17 protein-coding genes are annotated in these 20,137 nt (G+C 73.4%); 9 read left to right on the forward strand and 8 right to left on the reverse strand.

Translation table 11 applies throughout. The features are described from left to right. Nucleotides 1-364 precede the first annotated feature (364 nt). Entirely contained in the window at nucleotides 365-703 is a 339-nt protein-coding gene (locus OG294_RS26115; RefSeq protein ID WP_442789219.1) for an ATP/GTP-binding protein, read from the forward strand. A 28-nt stretch (nucleotides 704-731) separates the two neighbouring features. Here OG294_RS26115 and OG294_RS26120 read toward each other — a convergent pair whose 3' ends face one another. After that, nucleotides 732-1,499, reverse strand: a complete 768-nt coding sequence (locus tag OG294_RS26120) for an ABC transporter permease subunit (protein WP_327068980.1) — start codon at nucleotides 1,497-1,499, stop codon at nucleotides 732-734. A gap of 1 nt (nucleotide 1,500) precedes the next feature. Then, nucleotides 1,501-2,541: an ABC transporter ATP-binding protein gene (locus OG294_RS26125; protein WP_327068981.1), complete on the reverse strand. Its 1,041-nt coding sequence runs from the start codon at nucleotides 2,539-2,541 to the stop codon at nucleotides 1,501-1,503. A 142-nt stretch (nucleotides 2,542-2,683) separates the two neighbouring features. On the opposite strand from OG294_RS26125, the gene OG294_RS26130 reads away from it, so the two are divergent. Next, nucleotides 2,684-3,460: an alpha/beta fold hydrolase gene (locus tag OG294_RS26130; protein WP_327068982.1), complete on the forward strand. Its 777-nt coding sequence runs from the start codon at nucleotides 2,684-2,686 to the stop codon at nucleotides 3,458-3,460. A 108-nt stretch (nucleotides 3,461-3,568) separates the two neighbouring features. Here OG294_RS26130 and OG294_RS26135 read toward each other — a convergent pair whose 3' ends face one another. The 3 genes from OG294_RS26135 to mce all read right to left on the reverse strand — a co-directional run bounded on the left by OG294_RS26135 (nucleotide 3,569) and on the right by mce (nucleotide 10,191). After that, nucleotides 3,569-4,498 carry a cellulose-binding protein gene (locus OG294_RS26135; protein ID WP_327068983.1) on the reverse strand — a complete coding sequence of 310 codons (930 nt, stop codon included), beginning with the start codon at nucleotides 4,496-4,498 and terminating at the stop codon, nucleotides 3,569-3,571. A gap of 107 nt (nucleotides 4,499-4,605) precedes the next feature. Then, the gene (locus OG294_RS26140; protein ID WP_327068984.1) at nucleotides 4,606-9,360 is read right to left on the reverse strand and encodes a hypothetical protein; all 4,755 of its coding nucleotides are present in this window, start codon (nucleotides 9,358-9,360) and stop codon (nucleotides 4,606-4,608) included. A gap of 381 nt (nucleotides 9,361-9,741) precedes the next feature. Then, nucleotides 9,742-10,191, reverse strand: a complete 450-nt coding sequence (mce, locus tag OG294_RS26145) for a methylmalonyl-CoA epimerase (protein WP_327068985.1) — start codon at nucleotides 10,189-10,191, stop codon at nucleotides 9,742-9,744. Nucleotides 10,192-10,399: 208 nt separating this feature from the next. Between mce and OG294_RS26150 the strand changes: the two genes are divergently transcribed. Next, complete coding sequence (locus OG294_RS26150; RefSeq protein ID WP_327068986.1) at nucleotides 10,400-11,605, forward strand: acetyl-CoA C-acetyltransferase; 1,206 nt, start codon at nucleotides 10,400-10,402, stop codon at nucleotides 11,603-11,605. Between the two features lie 41 nt (nucleotides 11,606-11,646). Next, complete coding sequence (meaB, locus tag OG294_RS26155; protein WP_327068987.1) at nucleotides 11,647-12,612, forward strand: methylmalonyl Co-A mutase-associated GTPase MeaB; 966 nt, start codon at nucleotides 11,647-11,649, stop codon at nucleotides 12,610-12,612. Nucleotides 12,613-12,637: 25 nt separating this feature from the next. On the opposite strand, the gene OG294_RS26160 is transcribed toward meaB, so the two are convergent. Both OG294_RS26160 and OG294_RS26165 read right to left on the reverse strand, forming a co-directional pair. Further along, on the reverse strand, nucleotides 12,638-13,153 hold the full coding sequence (locus tag OG294_RS26160) for a MarR family winged helix-turn-helix transcriptional regulator (RefSeq protein ID WP_327068988.1): 516 nt from the start codon (nucleotides 13,151-13,153) through the stop codon (nucleotides 12,638-12,640). Nucleotides 13,154-13,287: 134 nt separating this feature from the next. Continuing rightward, complete coding sequence (locus tag OG294_RS26165) at nucleotides 13,288-14,064, reverse strand: DUF2127 domain-containing protein (RefSeq protein ID WP_327068989.1); 777 nt, start codon at nucleotides 14,062-14,064, stop codon at nucleotides 13,288-13,290. Nucleotides 14,065-14,280: 216 nt separating this feature from the next. Here OG294_RS26165 and OG294_RS26170 point away from each other — a divergent pair, with 216 nt between their 5' ends. The 4 genes from OG294_RS26170 (at nucleotide 14,281) to OG294_RS26185 (ending at nucleotide 17,465) form a co-directional block, all read left to right on the forward strand. Beyond that, the gene (locus tag OG294_RS26170) at nucleotides 14,281-14,592 is read left to right on the forward strand and encodes a DUF3817 domain-containing protein (protein WP_327068990.1); all 312 of its coding nucleotides are present in this window, start codon (nucleotides 14,281-14,283) and stop codon (nucleotides 14,590-14,592) included. Nucleotides 14,593-14,686: 94 nt separating this feature from the next. Further along, nucleotides 14,687-15,211, forward strand: coding sequence for a MarR family winged helix-turn-helix transcriptional regulator (locus OG294_RS26175; protein ID WP_327068991.1), 525 nt, complete (start codon nucleotides 14,687-14,689; stop codon nucleotides 15,209-15,211). Nucleotides 15,212-15,293: 82 nt separating this feature from the next. After that, complete coding sequence (locus tag OG294_RS26180; protein ID WP_327068992.1) at nucleotides 15,294-15,632, forward strand: DUF3817 domain-containing protein; 339 nt, start codon at nucleotides 15,294-15,296, stop codon at nucleotides 15,630-15,632. Between the two features lie 147 nt (nucleotides 15,633-15,779). Beyond that, a complete protein-coding gene (locus tag OG294_RS26185; protein ID WP_327068993.1) occupies nucleotides 15,780-17,465 on the forward strand; it encodes an acyl-CoA mutase large subunit family protein in 1,686 nt (561 codons plus the stop codon). Here the strand turns inward: OG294_RS26185 and OG294_RS26190 are convergent. Next, the gene (locus OG294_RS26190; protein WP_327068994.1) at nucleotides 17,441-18,106 is read right to left on the reverse strand and encodes a TetR/AcrR family transcriptional regulator; all 666 of its coding nucleotides are present in this window, start codon (nucleotides 18,104-18,106) and stop codon (nucleotides 17,441-17,443) included. The two genes, OG294_RS26185 and OG294_RS26190, sit on opposite strands and share 25 nt — an antisense overlap. Before the next feature lie 438 nt (nucleotides 18,107-18,544). Here OG294_RS26190 and trxA point away from each other — a divergent pair, with 438 nt between their 5' ends. Next, nucleotides 18,545-19,537, forward strand: a complete 993-nt coding sequence (gene trxA, locus OG294_RS26195) for a thioredoxin (RefSeq protein ID WP_327068996.1) — start codon at nucleotides 18,545-18,547, stop codon at nucleotides 19,535-19,537. Nucleotides 19,538-20,137 lie beyond the last annotated feature (600 nt).

A 20,137-nucleotide genomic window follows, 5' to 3' on the forward strand; every position in this document is an offset into this window, starting at 1 on the left:
GACCGCTGGGCAGGTGGTCGTTGTCGACGCCGGTGTCGACGCCGGGACGGCTGCCGACAACGGGACGGCTGCCGATGGCGGCGCGGCTCTGGGTCACGGATATACCCTCCTCGGGTGCGCGCAGGCTGTGCGAGCCCCGCTCTGTCACCACGTGAGTAACCCATGTCATGTGCCATTGGCACGCGGGGCAGCCAATTTCGCGGAAGATCGGGTGGATATCCCCGAAAACCCGTCAGGATCCACCCAGATCGTGATAATGGTCAATACCTTGATGGCCGGTCCGGCCACCCGCGGGTCGCCGGCCGCCCGCCCAGTGACCGTAACCTGGAGAGCGAACCGCGCCCCCACCGAGAGGTGAACAATCGTGTCGCCGCGTCGCAACCGGACCAGTAACCCTGCCGATTCCGCCGCTTTCGCCGATCGGCGCGCCGGGGCGCCGATGCCCCTGGGCGGCGCGCTGCGGCGCACCGAGAGCTACCGGGGCGAGGAGTGGGTGGTGCAGACGGTGGCCGGCACGGCCGGCCGCTCCTACCGCTGCCCCGGCTGCGACCAGGAGATCCCGCCGGGGATGGGCCATGTGGTGGCCTGGCCGGACCACGGCGCCGGGGTGGAGGACCGGCGGCACTGGCACCGGGCCTGCTGGGGCGCCCGCGAGCGGCGCGGCTCGGCGATCCAGCGCGGGCGCAGCGCCCCGAAGTACTGACGGCCGCACCGCCGGGCGCACCGGCCCCTCAGGCGTCCCGGGTCTTCAGCACCGCGGCGCCGCCCAGCAGCGCCGCCAGGGTCCAGCCGCCGCAGATCGCGAAGCCGGCCACCCAGCCGTAGGGGGTGTCCGAGGTCGGAAAGACCGTCAGCATCTGCCGCCCCGCGAAGTCCGGGAAGTAGTGCGCCACGTTCTTCACCTTCGGCACCGCCGAGAGGATCGGCGAGAGCAGGAAGAAGAACGGGACCAGCACGCCCAGCGCGAGGGTCTGGTTGTGCAGCATCGCCGTCACTCCGGCCGAGAAGAGGCAGAGCAGGGTCAGGTAGACCGCCGCGCCGAACACCGCGCGCAGCACGTGGGGCGCGCCGATCGTGGTGTGGTGGTTGCCGAGCAGCGCCTGGCCGAGGAAGAACGTGATGAACGCGGTCAGCAGCGAGATCATCAGTGCCAGCACCCCGATCACCACCATCTTGCCGGTCAGCAGGGTGCCGCGCTGCGGCACGGCGGCCAGTGAGACCCGGATCATCCCGCTGCTGTACTCGTTGCCGACCGCCAGCACCCCGAAGACGATCATCGCGATCTCGCCCAGCACGATGCCGGAGAAGCTGGTCGCGGTCGCGTCGAAGGGGGTGCCGACGCCCTTGCGGAAGTCGGCGAAGTTGTTCTTGGTCAGCAGCGAGAGCAGCGCGCCGAGCGCGGCCGTCACCACGAAGACGAGCAGCAGGGTCCAGACCGTGGAGCGCACCGTGCGGATCTTGGTCCACTCGGACCGCAGGATCGCGGGGAAGGAGGCCATCTCAGTTCGCACCCTTCTGCTGCTGCTCGTGCCGCTGCTTCCTGGCGGGCCGGCCGCCGGCCGGCTGCCACTGCGCCCCCCAGGCGCCGGGGGCGCCCGCCGCGTCCGTCTGCACGGGGCCGGCGCCGGCGTCCGCGCCGGCGCCCGCGTGGTACTCGACCGAGTCGGCGGTCATCTGCATGAAGGCCTCCTCCAGCGAGGCGCGCTGCAGGCTCAGCTCGTGCAGCGTGACGCCGTGGCTGGCGGCCAGGTCGCCGAGCGCGGCCGGGTCGCCGTTGACCACCTCGTAGCAGCCGTCGGGGCCGGGCTCCACCACGATCGACTGTGCGGCCAGCGCGTCCAGCAGCTGCTCGGGGTGCGGGGTGCGCAGCCGGACCGCGGAGCGCGAGTTGCGCCGGATGAACTCCGCCATCGGCAGGTCGGCCAGCAGCCGGCCCCGGCCGATCACCACCAGGTGCTCGGCGGTCAGCGCCATCTCGCTCATCAGGTGCGAGGAGACGAAGACGGTGCGGCCCTCGGCGGCCAGGCGCTTCATCAGATTGCGGATCCACAGGATGCCCTCGGGGTCGAGACCGTTGACCGGCTCGTCGAACATCAGGATCTCCGGGTCGCCGAGCAGCGCGGAGGCGATGCCGAGCCGCTGGCGCATGCCGAGCGAGAAGCCGCGGGCCCGCTTGCCGGCCACCTCGGTCAGGCCCACCAGGCCCAGCACCTCGTCCACCCGGCGGACCGGGATCCGGTTGCTCTGCGCCAGCCAGAGCAGGTGGTTGTAGGCGGTCCGGCCCGGGTGCACCGCCTGGGCCTCCAGCAGCGCGCCGATGTACTTCAGCGGCTCGCTGAGGTGGCCGTAGCCCTTGGCGTCGATGCTGACCCGACCGCTGGTGGGGCGGTCCAGATCGAGGATCAGCCGCATCGTGGTGGACTTGCCGGCGCCGTTGGGGCCCAGGAAGCCGGTCACCACCCCGCGCGGCACCTGGAAGCTCAGCCCGTCGACCGCCAGTTTGTCGCCGTACCGCTTGGTCAGCTCGTGCAGTTCGATCATCGCCGCTCCTGCTGCCGCTCCCAGGCCCTGGGGCCCATCCACCGGCAGGGTATGACAAGCAGCGCCGCCCGGCAGGTCGTAGCCGAAAGGACACCCGGGCCCGCGTGGGCGGCAGACCGGTATGCCGCCTACGGTGGGCGCCATGACCGATCTCGCTGTTCGTGACAGTGGCCCGGGTGTGGGGACGCCGCTGCTCCTGCTGCACGCCTTCCCGTTGCACGCCGGGATGTGGCGGGCCCAGCTCGACGGGGCGCTGGGCGAGACCCGGGTGCTGGCCCCCGACCTGCCGGGCTTCGGCGCCTCGCCGGCGCCGCTCGGGGCACCGGCGCTGGACACCTGGGCCGACCGGGTGGCCGAGGTGCTCGACGGGGCCGGGCTGGAGCGGGTGGTGCTCGGCGGCCTCTCGATGGGCGGCTACCTGGCGATGGCCTTCGCCCGCCGCCACGGCGACCGGCTGGCCGGCCTGCTGCTGGCCGACACCAAGGCGAGCGCGGACGCACCGGGGGCGGTGGTCAACCGGGAGCGGATCGCGGCGGCGGTGCTGGCCCGGCGGAGCGTGGCGCTGCTGCTGGAGGAGAAGACCGAGGCTTCACTGCTCGGCCCCGAGTCCACGCCGGAACTGGTCACCGAGGTCAGGGAGTTGATCGCCGCAGCCGACCCGGCCGGGGTCGCCTGGGCGCAGCGGGCGATGGCGGCCCGGCCGGACTCCTTCGAGACGCTGGCCCAGCTGACGGTGCCCGCCGCGGTGGTGGTGGGGGAGTACGACGCGCTGACCGGGCTCGCGGACGCCCAGGCCATGGCGAACGCCCTGCCGGACGCGGAGCTGACGGTGATTCCGGGCGTGGGGCACCTGAGCGCGCTGGAGGCCCCGGCGGCGTTCAACGCGGCGGTGACGGCGCTGCTGCGGCGGGTCGGCTGAGCGCGGCCGCCGGGGCGCCGCGCACCGGGACAGCGCAGCGGCGCCCGGCCCCGCTGACGCGGGACCGGGCGCCGCTGGTGCGGGCCGGGACGGGCGGGCCCTGAGGTCTCAGCGGGACTGCTGCGCCGGCACGCCGAGCGTGTCGTCGGTGGGCAGCGAGGCGGCTGCCACGGCCGCGCCGGTCAGGGTGGCCAGCATCTCGCGGACGTTGGTCAGCTGGGCGTTGATCGAGTCGCGGCGGTTGGTCAGCGCCGCCAGCTCGCGCTCGGACTCGCTGCGGATCCGGTCGGCCTTGGCGTTGGCGTCGGCCACGATGTCCTCGGACTGGCGCTGGGCCGTCTCCACCGTCTGGCGGGCGCGGCGCTCGGCGTCGGTGCGCAGCTTCTCGGCCTCCAGGCGCAGCTGCTCGGCCCGGTGCTCGATCTCCGCCAGCCGCTTCTCGGCCTTGGCCTGACGGGCCGCCAGGTCGCGCTCGGACTGCTCGCGGCGCTTGGCCAGGTTGGTCTCGAACTCCAGCGCGGCCTGGGCGGCCTTGGTGCGGGTCTCCTCGAAGAGGGCGTCCGCCTCCTCGCGCTTGTTCTGCGCGTCCTTGTTGGCCTCGGCGCGCAGCTGGGAGCTGTCGCTCTTGGCCTTGTCGACGATCCGCAGGCCCTCGTCCTCAGCCTTCGCCTTGCGGTCCTTGGCGTAGTTCTCCGCCTCGGAACGGACCTGCTGGGCGGCGGCCTCGGCCAGCTCGCGGTGCTGCTCGGCGGCGCGGTGCGCCTCCTCGCGCAGGTCCTTCGCCTCCTCCTCGGCCAGCCGCAGGATCTTCTCGACCCGCGCGCCGAGACCAGCGTACGAAGGCTCGGCGTCGGCCACCTGAGCCTGGGCGCTCTGGGTCTCCAGGTGGAGTTCTTCGATCCGCTTCTCCAGCGCGCTGATCCGGGTCAATGCGCTGTCACGGTCGGCCACCAGCTTGGTGATCCGCTCGTCGACCTGGGCACGCTCGTACCCACGGCGTACCAGGTCGAAGCCGTGAGGGGAGTGACTGTCGCTCATGGGGTTCTGGGCTTCCTGTCGTCAAACCGCTGAGGTGGTTGAGGGAATCCTGACACGTTACCGGAGTGTCGTAGGCGAAAAGCCTATGGCTGACGGACAATGTCCGCTCAATCGGGTGGTGTCCCTTGGGAGCGACCGCCACCCGATCGGGGGGCGCCCACTCCAGCGCCCGCCTTTGATCCCCCGTTGCTTCCGTTCCCCTTGCCGCCGCCCTGCGTGGCCGGCGTCTCGCGAGCCGCCGCCTGCTGGACAGGTGACGGTGCCTCAAAGGCCTCCAGTGCTGAGAGCACGTCCTGCACGCGCGAGATCTCGGTGTTGATGTCCTTGCGCCGGCGCACCAGCTCGTCCAGCTCGCGCCGGCCCTCGTCGGTCACCCGCTGGGCCTCGCTGCGGGCCGCGCTCGCCACCCGGTCGGCCTCCTCCTCGGCCAGCCGCAGCTGCTCGGCCGCGGTCTCCTCGGCGGCCCGCACCCGCTTGGCGGCCTCGCCGGCCGCGGCCTCCAGCTGCTCCTCGGCCTCGTCCTGGGCGGACTTGAGCCGCCGCTCGGCCTCGGCGGCCAGCTTCTCGGCCTTGGCGGTGGAGGCGGCGAGCTTCTGGTCGGCCTCCTTGAGCAGGCCCTCGGCCTTGCGCACGGCGGAGATCCGGACCTTGCTCGCCTCGGCGGAGGCCTGCGAGGTGAGTTCGGCAGCGCGCTCCTCGGCGGCCGTGACCAGCGCGGCGGCCCGCTCCTCGGCCTCGGCGACGGCGGCCACCGCCTGCTCCTCGGCCTCGGTGAGCTGCTCCTGAGCGGCCGTCACCAGCGCGTCGACCCGCTCGCCGGCCGACTTCATGGCCTGCGCGTTCTCCTTGCGGGCCCGCTCGTGCAGCGCCTCGACCTCGGCCTCGGTGCGCTCGCGCAGCTCCTCGGCGCGCTCGCGGATCGCGGTGGCGTCCCGGCGGGCCTCGGAGAGCAGCGCGTCGGCGTCGGCGCGCGCCCGCTCGACCTCCGCCTGCCCGGCGGCCTCGCCGGCCGCGACCAGCCGCTCGGCCTCCTTGCGGGCGGCGGCCACCATGGCGTCGGCCTGCTCCTCGGCGGCTGCGGTGGTGGCCAGCGCGGTGCTCTGGGCCTCCTCGCCGAGCGACTCGGCATCGGCGAAGGCCTTCTCCAGCACCGAGGTGGCCTGCGCCCGGGTGGCACTGTCGAACTGCTCCGCCTGCTCGCGGGTGCTCGCGTCGAAGGCGTCGGCGCGGGCCCGGGTGGCGACCTCGTACTCCTCGGCCAGCGTGCGGGTGGCGGCGGCGAACTCCTCCGCCTCGGTGCGCAGCCGGGCCGCGTACTGCTCGGCCTCGGCCAGCAGCGCGGCACCGCGCTCCTCGGCCTCCGCGACGGTGTGCTGGGCCTGCGCCTCGGCCTCGGCCAGCAGGCGGCGGGCGTCCTCCTCGGTCTGCTCGCGGTGCGCCTGGGCCTCGGCCCGGATCGCCGCGTCGTACTCGTGGGTCTCGGCGACCAGACGGGCGGACTCGGCCTCGGTGTCGGCCCGCAGCTGGGTGGCGTACTGCTCGGCCTCGGCCCGCAGACCGCTGTCGTAGGCGTCCGCCTCGGCCCGCAGCCGCTCGCGGTAGGTCTCCGCCTCGGCGGCGATCCGGGCGGCCTCGCGCTCGGCCGCCTCCCGCTCGGCAGCGGCTGCGGCAGCCGCCTGCTCGCGCTCCTCGGCGGCGTCGCGCTCGGCGCTCGCGCGCAGTTCGGCGGCCTGCTGCTCGGTGCGCTCGCGCAGTTCGGTGGTCTCGCGCTCGGCGGTCGCCCGCTGTTCGGTGGTCTCGTGCTCGGCGGTGGCGCGCAGAGCGGCGAGTTCGGCGTCGGTGCGCTCGCGCAGTTCGGCGGTCTCGCGCTCGGCGGTCGCCCGCTGCTCAGCAGTCTCGCGCTCGGCGGTGGCGCGCAGTTCGGCGGCCTGCTGCTCGGTGCGCTCGCGCAGCTCGGTGGTCTCCCGCTCGGCGGTCGCCCGCAGCTCGGCAGTCTCCTGCTCGGTGCGCTCGACCAGCTTGCCGACCTGCAGGGCGGCCCGCTCGTGCAGTCCGGCCACCGACTGACGGACGCCGGCCGCCTCCTCCTCGGCGGCGGTGACCAGCTCGGCCGCCTCCGCCGTGGCGGTCTCGACCGCACTGGCGGCCTGCGACCGGGCCTGCTCCAGCACCTCGGCGGCCTCGGCCCGCAGTGCGTCGCACTCCTCGGCCGCGCCGGCCCGCAGCGCGGTGGCCTCCTCGGCGGCCTGGGCCACCGAGGACCGGGCGGCGGCCTCGGCCTGCGCCAGCTGCTCGGCGGCCTGGGCGCGCAGCGCCTCCGCGGCGGCCTCGGCCTCGGCCCGCAGCCGGGCGGCCTGCTCCTCGGCCTCGGCGCGGACCTGCCGGTCGTGCTCCTCGGCCTCGGTCCGTACCCGCTGGTCGTACTCGGCGGCCTCGCGGCGCAGCTCGGCGCTCTCCCGCTCGGCGGCGGCGCGCTGCTCCGTGCTCTCCCGCTCGGCGGCGGCGCGCAGTTCGGCGGTCTCCCGCTCGGTGTCCGCCCGCAGCGCGGTCAGCTCGGCGTCGACCCGCTCGGTCAACTCCTCGGCCGCGGACTCGGCCTGCTCACGCGTCTGCTGAGCCGCGGTCAACTGCGCGGCGGCCGCCTCCCGCTCGCGGCGCAGCTCCTCCGCCGCCTGCTCGGCCGCGCGGCGGGTCTCCTCGCGCAGCGCGTTCGCGGTGGCCTCGGCCTCCGCCAGCACCCGCTCGGCCTCGGCCAGCGCCTGCGCCTCGCGCTCCTCGGCGGCCTGCTGGGCCGCCGCCTGCACCTCGGTGGCCCGCTCCTCGGCCTCGGCCCGTACCCGCTGGTCGTACTCGGCGGCCTCGCGGCGCAGCTCGGCGGTCTCCCGCTCGGCAGCGGCGCGGTTCTCGGCGGCGGCGGCCTTCGCGGCGGCCAGCGTGTCCTTGTGCTGCTGCTCGGTGGCCGCGGTGAGCTTCTCGGCCTCGCCCCTGGCCCGGGCCAGGGTCTGCTCGGCGCGCGCCTGGGTCTGTGCCGCCTGCTCCTTGGCCTCGGTGCGCAGCCGCTCGACCTCGGCGGCGGCGCCCGCGCGCAGCTCGTCCGAGTCGGCCTTGGCCTTGGTGAGCAGCTCCTCGGCGGTCTTCGCGGATTCCTCTATCTGCGCGACGGCCTGCCGGCGCGCCTCGCCGCGGACCTTCTCCGCCTCGGTGGCCGCCTGGGTGCGCAGCTCCTCGGCCTCGGCACGCAGCCGGGCCGCCTCGTCCTGCATCCGCTCCATCCGGGCCCGGATGTCCGCGGCGTCGTCCAGCGCGGCGTTCTGCGCCTGCTCGACGGCCTGCTGAGCCTGCTCGCGCAGCCGCTCGGCCTCCGCGGCGGCCTCGGCCCGCACCCGCTCGGCCTCGGCGGCGGCGGTGGCGCGGGTGGCCTCGGCGTCCTCGGTGGCCCGGGCCAGCGCCTCCTCGGCGCTCTTGGCGGCCTTGGCCAGCTGCACGGTGGCGTCCTTGGCGCCCTCGGCCCGGCCCTGCTCGCGGGCGTCGTTGCGCAGCGCCTCGGCGGCGCCCTCGGCCTGTGCCCGCAGCTCGGCGGCCTCGGCGATCGCGGCGGCGCGCAGCTCGGCGATGGCGGCCTCGGCCTCGGAACGCAGCTGGGTGGCGACGGACTCGGCGGCGGTGCGCAGCCGGTCGTTCTCGTCGTCGGCGGCGGCCTTGGCGGCCACCGCCTCGGCCATCGCGGTCTGCGCCCTGGCCAGCAGCTCGGCGGCCGCGGCCTTGATCTGCTCGGCCTCCTCGGTGGCCTTGGCCACCATCCGGGCGACCTCGGCCTTGGCGGTCTGCGAACGCTGCTCGCTGGCCGCCTCGCCGTCGGCGACCCGCTGCTCGGCGGCGGCCTGCGCGTCGGCCTGCAGCCGGTCGGCGGCCGCGGTGGCGGTGGCCCGCAGCTCGGCGGCCTCCAGGCGGGCCCGTTCGGCCTCCGCCTCGGCCTCCGCGCGCAGCCGCTCGATCTCGGCCTGGGCGCGGGCCGCAGCGGCCTCGGCCCGCTGCTGGTCCTCCTCGGCCTGCCGCTTCAGCTGGGCGATCTCGTCCTGTGCGGCGGCCAGCCGCTGCACGGCGGCGGCCTGCGCGCCGGCCAGCTGCTGCTGGGCCTCGCTGGCGGCACTGCCGCGCAGCTCCTCGGCCGCTCCCACGGTCTGCTGGGCCTGCTCGCTGGCGGCCCGCAGCAGCGCCTCGGCGTCGCTCTGGGCGCGCAGCAGCGCGGCCTCGGCGGCGGCCTGCGCCTCGCCGCGGGCGGCGTCCACGTCGGCGGCGGTCTGCGCCCGGGCCTGGTCGGCCAGTGCGGCGGCCTCGGCGCGTGCGGCGGCCATCAGCCGGTCGGATTCGGCGCGGGCCTCCTGGAGCAGGCGCTGGGCCTCCTGCTCGGTACCGGCCCGGGCCTGCTCGGCCCAGCTGACGTTCTCGTTGACGTGCTGCTCGGCCGCCCGGCGCAGCTCGGCCATCTCTTCTTCGAGCTGGCGGCGGCGGGCCTGGAGTTCGGCCTCCAGCCGGGCGGTGCGCTCGGCGGCCTCGGCCATCAGGCGCTGGGTGGCCGCCTGGGACTCGCGCAGCTGGCGCTCGGCGTCGGCGCGCAGCTGCTGGGCCTGCAGCTCAGCGGTGCGCAGCAGCTGCTCGGCCTGCCCGGAGACGGCGTCGAAGGCGCGCGGCTGTGCAAGCTGCCGACGGGACTCGTGCAGCTTGGCCCGGAGCACCTCCACCTGGTAGGCGAGGTCCTCGGCATGCTCGACGGTCTTGTCCCGCTCCTTGCGAAGCCGGTCCATCTCGGCCTCGAACTGGGAGAGGTGATCATCAACCTCGTAGCGGTCGTTGCCCCGCACTGCGCGGTCCCATCCATCTCCTGGTCGCGTCCTCGACCGGTGCGGCCACCCCGACCCCGTCGGGTGGGCCGGCCGCGCTGGTCCTTGCACCGCGGGCCAGTCCCGGACGGGCCGGAACTGGGGGTGCCCCTGGTCCTGGGGCACCCGCCACGGGTCGGAGCCGGTCGGTCGGTGTGGAGCACGGTTGATCGCGCTCCGCCGACCGGGTGGACTCCTGGGCGAACTCTTGCCTTGTGGAGAATGGTGACAGATCCGTACTGCGACTGTTCAGCCGTGCCCTGGTTGGACTCCCCTGCGACCCTGGGCAGTGTAGTGGGCCGGAGCGGGGCTGTAACCGCCGAGGTCGGCACTGGCGCAGGTTACCGGCGGGTCGGTCCCGGGTCAGTGGCCCTCGCCGGGCTCCTGGTGCGTCCCCGCGGAGGTGACCAGTTCGGTCAGTACCCCGCCGCAGTCCTTGGGGTGCAGGAAGGTGATCCGGGAGTCCATCGAGCCGCGCCGCGGCTCCTCGTAGAGCACCCGCACGCCCTTGCCCTTGATCGCTGCCGCGTCTCCGTCGACGTCCGCGGTGCCAAAAGCGATGTGGTGCACGCCCTCGCCGTTCTTGGCCAGCCACTTGGCGACCGTGGAGTCCTCCCGGGTGGGCTCCAGGAGCTGCAGGTAGGAGGCGCCGCCGTCGCCGGTGTCGTTGATCTTGAGCATCGCCTCGCGGACGCCCTGCTCCTCGTTCACCTCGCTGTGGAACACCTCGAAGCCGTAGGTGGCCCGGTAGAACTCGACGGTCTTGTCGAGGTCGAAGCAGGCGATGCCGATGTGGTCGATCCGGGTCAACACGGGTAAGCCTCCTGAAGGTGGGTCGCACCAGTGCAGCGCAGATTCCGGGCCTCGCGCCACCGGGTCTCGTGCGAGCCTGATCACACCGTTGCTCCGGTGACGCCCGGGTTACGGGTCAGTACATTGAGCTGCATCCTCCCCCCGGGCCCTGTCGTCGTGCTAGATCCGGCAGGACTCGCTGGCCATGACGCGCGAAGGGGCTCGTTCCATGCCTTCCGATTCCACCGCAACCACCTCCGTGATCGTCGCGGGCGCCCGCACCCCGATGGGTCGGCTGCTCGGTTCGCTCAAGGGCTTCTCCGGGGCCGACCTGGGCGGCTTCGCCATCAAGGCCGCGCTGGAGCGGGCCGGTGTGACGGGCGATCAGGTGCAGTACGTGATCATGGGTCAGGTGCTGCAGGCCGGCGCCGGGCAGATCCCGGCCCGCCAGGCCGCCGTCAAGGCCGGCATCCCGATGAGCGTGCCGGCGCTGACCATCAACAAGGTCTGCCTCTCCGGCCTGGACGCCATCGCGCTGGCCGACCAGCTGATCCGGGCCGGCGAGTTCGACGTCGTGGTGGCCGGCGGCCAGGAGTCGATGACCAACGCCCCGCACCTGCTGCCCAAGTCCCGCGAGGGCTACAAGTACGGCTCGATCGAGCTGCTCGACGCGATGGCCCACGACGGTCTCACCGACGCCTACGAGAACATCCCGATGGGTGAGTCGACCGAGAAGCACAACACCCGCCTGGGTATCGGTCGCGAGGTGCAGGACGAGATCGCCGCCCGGTCGCACCAGCGGGCCGCCGCCGCGCAGAAGAACGGCCTCTTCGAGGCCGAGATCGTGCCCGTCCCGATCCCGCAGCGCAAGGGCGAGCCGGTCCTGTTCAGCCAGGACGAGGGCATCCGTGCCGACACCACGGTCGAGGGCCTGGCCAAGCTGCGCCCGGCGTTCAGCAAGGACGGCACGATCACCGCCGGCAGCGCCTCGCAGATCTCCGACGGCGCCGCCGCCGTGGTCGTGATGAGCCGGGCCAAGGCCGAGGAGCTGGGCCTGAGCTGGATCGCCGAGATCGGCGCGCACGGCAACGTGGCGGGCCCGGACAACTCGCTGCAGTCGCAGCCGTCCAACGCGATCCTGCACGCGGTGGCGAAGGAGGGCATCGCGGTCGGGGACCTGGACCTGATCGAGATCAACGAGGCGTTCGCCGCCGTCGCCCACCAGTCGATGCTGGACCTCGGCGTCACCGACGAGAAGGTCAACGTCAACGGCGGCGCGATCGCGCTCGGTCACCCGATCGGGATGTCCGGCGCCCGGCTGGTGCTGCACCTGGCACTGGAGCTGGGCCGGCGCGGCGGCGGCGTCGGCGCGGCGGCGCTGTGCGGCGGCGGCGGCCAGGGCGACGCGCTGATCGTCCGGGTGCCCAAGGCCTGAGCACCGGCCGTCCCACCGCAAGGACCCGAAGGAGAAGCTCCATGACCGACGTGCCGGCCCTGGTCGAGCAGGCCAGGGCGGGGCACCCGCGTGCGGTGGCCCGGCTGATCTCGCTGGTCGAGAACGCCGCCCCGGAACTGCGCGAGGTGATGGCCGCGCTCGCTCCGCACACCGGCCGGGCCCACACGGTGGGGCTGACCGGCTCGCCCGGGGTGGGCAAGTCGACCTCCACCTCGGCGCTGGTCACCGCCTACCGCCGGCTCGGCCGGCGGGTCGGGGTGCTGGCGGTGGACCCGTCCTCGCCGTTCTCCGGCGGTGCGCTGCTCGGCGACCGGGTACGGATGCAGGAGCACGCCACCGACCCGGACGTCTTCATCCGCTCGATGGCCACCCGCGGTCACCTGGGCGGGCTCTCCTGGGCGGCCCCGCAGGCGCTGCGGGTGCTGGACGCGGCGGGCTGCGAGGCGATCCTGGTGGAGACCGTCGGGGTCGGCCAGTCCGAGGTGGAGGTGGCCGCGCAGGCGGACACCACGGTGGTGCTGCTGGCCCCCGGGATGGGCGACGGGATCCAGGCCGCCAAGGCGGGCATCCTGGAGATCGGTGACGTCTTCGTGGTCAACAAGGCCGACCGGGAGGGCGCGGACGCCACCGTGCGGGAGCTGGGGCACATGCTGGGGCTGGGCGAGTCGCGCCGGCCCGGTGACTGGCGGCCGCCGATCGTCAAGACCGTGGCCTCCCGCGGCGAGGGGCTGGACGAGCTGGTCGAGGCGCTGGAGAAGCACCGCGCCTGGCTCGCCGAGGGCGACCGGCTGGCGGCCCGCCGGCAGCGCCGCGCGGCGCAGGAGATCGAGGCGATCGCGCTGGCGTCGCTGCGCTCGCGGATCGGCGACCTGCGCGGCGACCGGCACCTCGACGCGCTGGCCGAGCGGGTCGCGGCCGGCCGGCTCGACCCGTACGGCGCGGCCGACGAGCTGGTGGCCGGCCTGACGGACGAACAGCGGGGCTGACGTCCGGGCGCCGCAGCGGCCGGGCCTAGGCCCGGCCGCGCAGCGCGCGCAGGTGCTCGGCGATCGGGGCCAGCGCCTCGTACATGGCGTCGATCTGGTCGTTGTCGAAGCGGTCGATGAAGTGCGCCCGCACGCTGCGCACGTGGTCGGGCGCGACGGCGCGCAGCGTCTGCCAGCCCTGCTCGGTCAGGTGGGCGTACAGGCCCCGGCGGTCGCCCGGACACTCCTGGCGCAGCACCAGGCCGGCGCTCTCCATCCGGGTGATCTGGTGCGAGAGCCGGCTCTTGGACTGCAGGGTGGCGGTGGCCAGGTCGGTCATCCGCATCCGCCGGTCGGGGGACTCGGAGAGCACCACCAGGATCTCGTAGTCGTTGATCGCCAGGTCGTGCTGCTGCAGCTCGCGGCTGAGCTGGTACTCCAGCAGCTTGCTGACCTCCAGGTGGGCACGCCACAGCCGCTGCTCGCGGGCGTTGAGCCAGGGGGTCTCATCGGCGGCGGGTTCGGGCGCGGCCGTGGTCGGCTCGGTGGCGTGCGTATCCATGACGCCATGATACGCGATATTGTTCAACATTCTACTATATTGGATGGTCCAGGAAGCATCTCGGCCCCTGCTGGCCGCCGGAATCACTCGAACCAGTGAGGCCGGATCCGCGTCACCTGCTCCCACCTGCGGTGTCACACGCCGATCGGGGCCACCTCGGCCGCCTGTTCGACCTCCAGCAGCGAGGCCGAGTGCCGCTCCGCCTCGAAGGCCGCGACGCCGCCGCGCAGCCCGAACAGCCGCTTGGAGAGCAGGATCCACAGGACGGCGAGCACATTGACGACCGTGGTGGCGATCTTGACCGCGGAGGCGTGCTCGGACAGCTCGTAGCCCTCCAGTGGCAGGAAGGCGGCGGTGGCGATCACCGCGAGGTACTCGGCCCAGCGGCGGCCGAGCCACAGGCCCACCCCCTCCACCGCCTCGATCAGCGAGTACGCCAGCACGCCGGCCGCGACGTAGACCAGCGTCTTGTGCTCGTAGTCGAAGGTCTTGCGGATGGTGTCCACCACCGAGGCGTGCTCCAGGTCCCAGTGGAAGTGGTCCGCCACCGGCTTGAAGACCGTCAGGTTCTGGTCGAACAGCTCGTGCAGGGCGTCCTGGCTGTTGGAGAACTTCCACACCGCCCAGGCGATCAGGATCCCCAGCACCCCGCGCAGCCCGCGCTCCACGGCCAGGATCCGCAGCACGAACAGGTCGCGCAGTGCCTTGCCGCGCACCACCAGCGGCGCGTTCGCGGCCGGCCCGCTGCCGTGCGGCTCGCCGAGCGCGAAGTCGCCGCAGCGCAGGCAGCGCCAGGCCTCGCCGATGGCGGTGCTGGCGTGCAGCCGGGCGCGCAGCTCCGGCTCGCTCGGTGCGTAGGTGGTGTGGCCGCGCCTGGCGCAGGTGCGTAGGTTCCAGTCCAGCTTGCCCATGGTGGAGCTCCCCCGTTCGGTTCCCGTACACCCGCTCGGGGTGTGCGGGAAGCAGGATAGCGAGCCGGCGCCCGGGTGGTCCCCGGCGTCGTTCCCAGTGTGACCTCCGGCACCACGGGCCCCCCGGAGCCGGGTCCGCAGCAGTGGTCTGCTCATAATGGGCGACGGCTTGTGCTCCCGTTCACAAGCGAACCCGTCACCCGTGAGGTCCTCGTCATGCAGAACAGCGCCGCCCACCGCCTGCGTCTCGTCTCCGGCCCCGAAGGCCTGTCCTTCATACTTCTGCTGGTCGGGATGATCTTCAAGTACAACACCAGCTTCAACCCGGTCCCGGTGCTCGGCATGATCCACGGCATGCTCTTCCTCGCCTACGTCGCCTTCCTGGGCCTGGCCTGGCAGAAGCAGGGCTGGGACCTCAAGCGGGTCGCCCTGCTCTTCGTCCTGTCGGTGCTGCCGACCGGCGGCTTCTTCGCCGAGCGGATGCTCGCCAAGGAGGAGCGCGGCGAGCTCGCGCCGGCCACCGCCTGAACCGGCGCCCCGGCCGGCGCCGGGGCCGACGGCCGGGTCCCACCATGCGGGCCGTCGGGCGGGCCGCGCAGGGCCCGCCGGTACGGTGTGGGACGTGGCCAAACCCCTCGCACTCGACTTCGACCCGATCGCCCGTGCCGACGAGCTGTGGGCCCGGCGCTGGGGCGAGGTGCCGTCGATGGCGGCGATCACCTCGGTGATGCGCGCCCACCAGATCCTGCTGGGCCGGGTCGACGCGGTGGTCAAGCCGTACGGGTTGACCTTCGCCCGGTACGAGGCGCTGGTGCTGCTCACCTTCAGCCGTACCGGCGAGCTGTCGCTGTCCAAGATCGGGGAGCGGCTGATGGTCCACCCGACCAGCGTCACCAACACTGTGGACCGGCTGGAGAAGGCGGGCCTGGTCTCCCGGCGGCCCAACCCGCTGGATGGGCGCGGGGTGCTGGCGGCGATCACCGCGCGCGGGCGCGAGGTGGTGGAGCAGGCCACCCGGGAGCTGATGGCCATCGAGTTCGGCCTGGAGTCCTACGACGAGGAGCAGTGCCGCGAGGTGTTCGAATTGCTCAGACCGCTGCGCGTGGCGGCCGGCGACTTCGCCGAGCCCCCGGCACGGCCGGTGTGAATCCGGCGGCTACTCTCGGATGGGCCGCCGTGTCTCAGTACCCCCCATCGAGATCCCCCCTGTCGAGCGAAAGCTGCCGAACATGAAGTCCACCCCCCTGCTGACCGCGTACCGGGCCCTGGCGATCGCCACCGGCTGCGCGCTGCTGATCTTCTGCGGTTTCATCGTCGCGAAGTACGGCTTCGACACCGGCGCGCAGGCCACCATGTACGTCGCGATGCTGCACGGCTACCTGTACCTGGCCTACTTCGTGGTGACCTTCCTGCTCGGCCAGAAGCTGAAGTGGCCGCTCGGCCGGATGCTCTTCACGCTGGCCGCCGGCTGCATCCCGTTCGCCTCCTTCGTCGCCGAGCGCCGGCTGATGCGCGACGTCGCCGGGACCACCGCCCCGGCGCCCGCCGAGCAGCCGGTCAGCGCCTGAGAGCCACCGCCGACCGCGGGGCCCCCACCGAGGTGGGGGCCTTCTGTGTGTCCGGAAGAGGCCCGCTCCGCCGCGCCGCCGACGGGTCGGCCCGGCGGCTCCGTAGATTTCGGGGACCCCCTACCCCCGACCCCGGAGCGGAGCCCGATGGACGCCGAGGAGATCGAGCACGGCCGCCGCCGCTGGCAGCAGCGCTACGACAGCGCCGTCAAGCGGGCGGCCGACTTCACCACGCTCTCGGGTGAGACGGTCGACCCGGTCTACGGGCCGCCGTCCGGCGCGGACCACCCGGGCTTCGAACGGATCGGCTGGCCGGGGGAGTACCCCTACACCCGCGGCCTGCACTCCACCGGCTACCGCGGCCGGCCCTGGACGATCCGCCAGTTCGCCGGCTTCGGCAACGCCGAGCAGACCAACGAGCGCTACCGGATGATCCTGGCGGCCGGCGGCGGCGGGCTCTCGGTCGCCTTCGACATGCCGACCCTGATGGGCCACGACTCGGACGACCCGCGCGCGCTCGGCGAGGTCGGCCACTGCGGGGTCGCCGTCGACTCGGCCGCCGACCTCGAGGTGCTCTTCGGCGGCATCCCGCTGGGCGAGGTGACCACCTCGATGACGATCAGCGGCCCCGCGGTGCCGGTCTTCTGCATGTACCTGGTGGCCGCCGAGCGGCAGGGCGTGGACCACCGGGTGCTCAACGGCACGCTGCAGACCGACATCTTCAAGGAGTACATCGCGCAGAAGGAGTGGATCTTCGCACCCGAGCCGCACCTGCGCCTGATCGGCGACCTGCTGGAGTACTGCGCCGAGCAGCTGCCCGACTACAAGCCGGTCTCGGTCTCCGGCTACCACATCCGCGAGGCGGGGGCCACGGCCGCCCAGGAGCTGGCCTACACGCTGGCCGACGGCTTCGCCTACCTGGAGCTGGGCCGCTCCCGCGGTCTGGACGTGGACGTGTTCGCACCGGGCCTGTCCTTCTTCTTCGACGCCCACCTGGACTTCTTCGAGGAGATCGCCAAGTTCCGCGCGGCGCGCCGGATCTGGGCCCGCTGGCTGCGCGACGTCTACGGCGCCCGGACCGAGAAGGCGCGCTGGCTGCGGTTCCACACCCAGACCGCCGGGGTCTCGCTGACCGCCCAGCAGCCCTACAACAACGTGGTGCGCACCGCCGTGGAGGCGCTGGCCGCGGTGCTGGGCGGCACCAACTCGCTGCACACCAACGCGCTGGACGAGACCCTGGCGCTGCCCTCCGCGCAGGCCGCCGAGATCGCGCTGCGCACCCAGCAGGTGCTGCTGGAGGAGACCGGGGTGGCCAACGTGGCCGACCCGCTGGGCGGTTCCTGGTACGTGGAGGCGCTGACCGACCGGATCGAGGCGCAGGCGGAGGAGGTCTTCGCCAGGATCCTGGCCAAGGGCTCGGCCGAGCACGGGATCGGCCCGATGACCTCCGGCATCCTGCGCGGGATCGAGGAGGGCTGGTTCACCCAGGAGATCGGCGAGTCCGCCTTCCGCTACCAGCAGGCGGTGGAGCGCGGCGAGAAGCGGGTGGTGGGCGTCAACTGCTTCCCGCAGAGCGTCACCGAGGAGCTCTCGATCCTGCGGGTCGGCCACGAGGTGGAGCGCGAGCAGGTCAGGCTGCTGGCCGCGCGCCGGGCCGGGCGCGACGAGGCGGCCGTGCGGGCGGGGCTGGCGGCGATGCTGGCGGCGGCCCGGGACGGCTCGAACCTGATCCCCTCGATGCTGGCGGCGGTGCGGGCGGAGGCCACCCTGGGCGAGATCTGCGACGCGCTGCGGGAGGAATGGGGGACCTACCGCGAGCCGGCCGGCTTCTGAGCGCCCTCCGGGCAGAGCCTGCGGTACAGCCCCGGGTTGAGCAGCAGGTCGGTGAAGCGGTGGATCCACTGCGGGGTGACCGGGTCGCCGATCACCAGCATCCGGTGCTCCACGGCGCCCGCGATGGTGTCGAAGATGATGTCGATCTCCTCGGCGGCGGCCAGCGGGTCCGGAGTCTCGGCCAGCTCGCCGCGGGCCAGCGCCTGCGCCAGGCCCTGGTGCACCAGCCGCTTCTGCGGGTCCACGATGTGCTCGCGGATCCGGCGGCGCAGCTGCGGGTCGCGGGAGCCCTCGGCGAACAGGGCGAGCAGCGAGGCCTGGCTCTCCGGTCTGGCCAGCACGGTGGCGAACTGGGTGACCACGTCCTCGATGTCGGCCTGCAGGCTGCCCCGGTCGGTCATCTCCAGCTGGTCGAAGAGGCTGGCGACGGCGTCCACCACCAGCTCGTTCTTGGAGGGCCAGCGGCGGTACAGGGTGGTCTTGGCGACGCCGGCCCGGGCCGCGACGTGTCCCATGGTCAGCCCGCCCCAGCCGAGTTCGGCCAGGACCTCGCGGGTGGCGTCGAGGATCGCCTGGTCCGCGGCGGCGCTGCGGGGTCGCCCTTTCGCGCGGGGCGGGGCCGGCTGCGGTGTGGGGGCCACCGGGCCTCCTTGCGTGTACTGGCGAGTAGCTTTTGGGTGGGGGATGTCACCGTATCGACACTTCGGCACCAGCGAAAGCATCTGGACCGGCCGGCCCCCGGCGGGTGCGGCCCGAGAGTGGGCCACATCACGCGCTTGACAGCCGAGGAGGGCTTGCGCACCGGGGGTCGGAGGCAGATACGCTACGACCTGTAGCGAATAGAGCGACAACCACGTGCCGGTCCTGTGGGAGGGGCGGGCACGCAGCGCGGGTGGGGATCCGCGCCGCTGACCGACCGGCCCTGGGCCGGTCGCTACCGGAGTGAAGCGGCTGCGCGCCCAGGCGGCGCGGAGCCGGGCCGGGGGTGAGGGCACCTCCCGGCCGGCGACGTCGGGCCCGGAGCAGCATTTCCGGGCGGATGGCGCCCGGCATCCACGCGGACGGGGGAGGATAGTGCCATGCAGCCACGGAACACGCATCTGAACAGCTCCGCTCTGCGCGGTGCGGTCGACCTCGCCGCGGTGAAGGCGGCCGGCGAGGCCGCGCAGAAGGCCGAGCAGGCCCGGGCCGAACGCGCCCGCCAGGCCGCCGCTGCCGAGGCCGCCGGGGTGGCGGCCCCGGGCGTCGGCTACCAGCTCGTCCTCGACGTCAGCGAGGCGACCTTCGAGGAGGAGGTCGTCCAGCGCTCCACCGAAGTGCCGGTGGTGGTGGACTTCTGGGCCGAGTGGTGCGGCCCCTGCAAGCAGCTGAGCCCGATCCTGGAGCGGCTGGCCGAGGAGTACGCCGGCCGGATCGTGCTGGCCAAGATCGACGTCGACCAGAACCAGCTGATCGCCCAGCAGTTCGGCATCCAGAGCATCCCGGCCGTGATGGCCGTGGTGGCCGGCCAGCTGGTGCCGCTCTTCCAGGGCGCCGAGAACGAGGCCAACGTCCGCAAGGTGCTCGACCAGCTGATCGCGGTCGCCGAGCAGAAGTTCGGCATCGTCGGCGGCGCGGGCCTGCCCGCCGGCGAGGACGGTGCGCTGCCCGGCCTGCCCGAGGACCCGGCGCTGGCCGCCGCGCACGAGGCGCTGGACCGCGGCGACCTGGGCGGCGCGGTGCAGGCCTACCAGAACGTGCTGAGCGACCAGCCCGGCAACCAGGAGGCCCAGCTGGGCCTCGCCCAGGCCCAGCTGCTGCTCCGCGTGCAGGGCATGGACCCCCAGGCCGTGCGCGGTGCCGCCGCCGGTGACCCCAAGGACGTCCAGGCCCAGCTGGACGCGGCCGACCTGGACCTCGTCGGCGGCCACGTCGAGGACGCCTTCGGGCGCCTGGTCGACACCGTCGGCCGTACCGCCGGCGCCGACCGGGACGCCGCGCGGGTGCGGCTGCTGGAGCTCTTCGAGGTGATCGGCGCGGACGACCCGCGGGTCACCGCGGCCCGCTCGGCGCTGGCCCGGGTGCTCTTCTGACGCCTCCTCGGCGACTGCCCCTTGGGGCAGGTGGCACGGCGGGTGACCTGCGGTGTCGTCGGAGATAAGGCGACATTGCTGTCAACTCCGGCTGAGGTTTATCAAATCTTGACAAGAGCCGCGCGCGGTCACCTTGGGTGACCGCGCGCGGGTGTTTCCCTCCTGTTTCCAGCATGTTTCTCGGGCGCGACGCTCGGATTTCGTCACGATGCGTCGATGTCATGAACAGGCCATTGTCAACCTGGACGGTTATTGGATTACCCGTCAGTAATGCACCCCTTGTGCTCCGGCCGGTATTCCAGCAGCATCGGCCACGCCTGGTCCCTCACTTCATCCTCCGGCCGCCTGCTGGACAGATGCCGGTGCGGGGTCCCCACCGGGCAGCCGCCGACACCCATCGGTGGCTGGGAGGGCAGGGGGGTACCGCGTCCCACCGCGGTCCTGTCCTCGATGCGGTCGCGCGGCCCCGCGTGGCCGTTGGTTGTCGCTCGGGGGTGATCGCCCGTCGTCCGGTTCCGGCCGACGGCGGTGCTTTCGGCTACCGAGGACGTTGCACGTCTCCCATTCCAGGACGGGATCCGCCCTAGCGTGTCGGGCCCG

This window comes from Kitasatospora sp. NBC_01302 (genome assembly GCF_035976515.1).
Taxonomy (GTDB): domain Bacteria; phylum Actinomycetota; class Actinomycetes; order Streptomycetales; family Streptomycetaceae; genus Kitasatospora.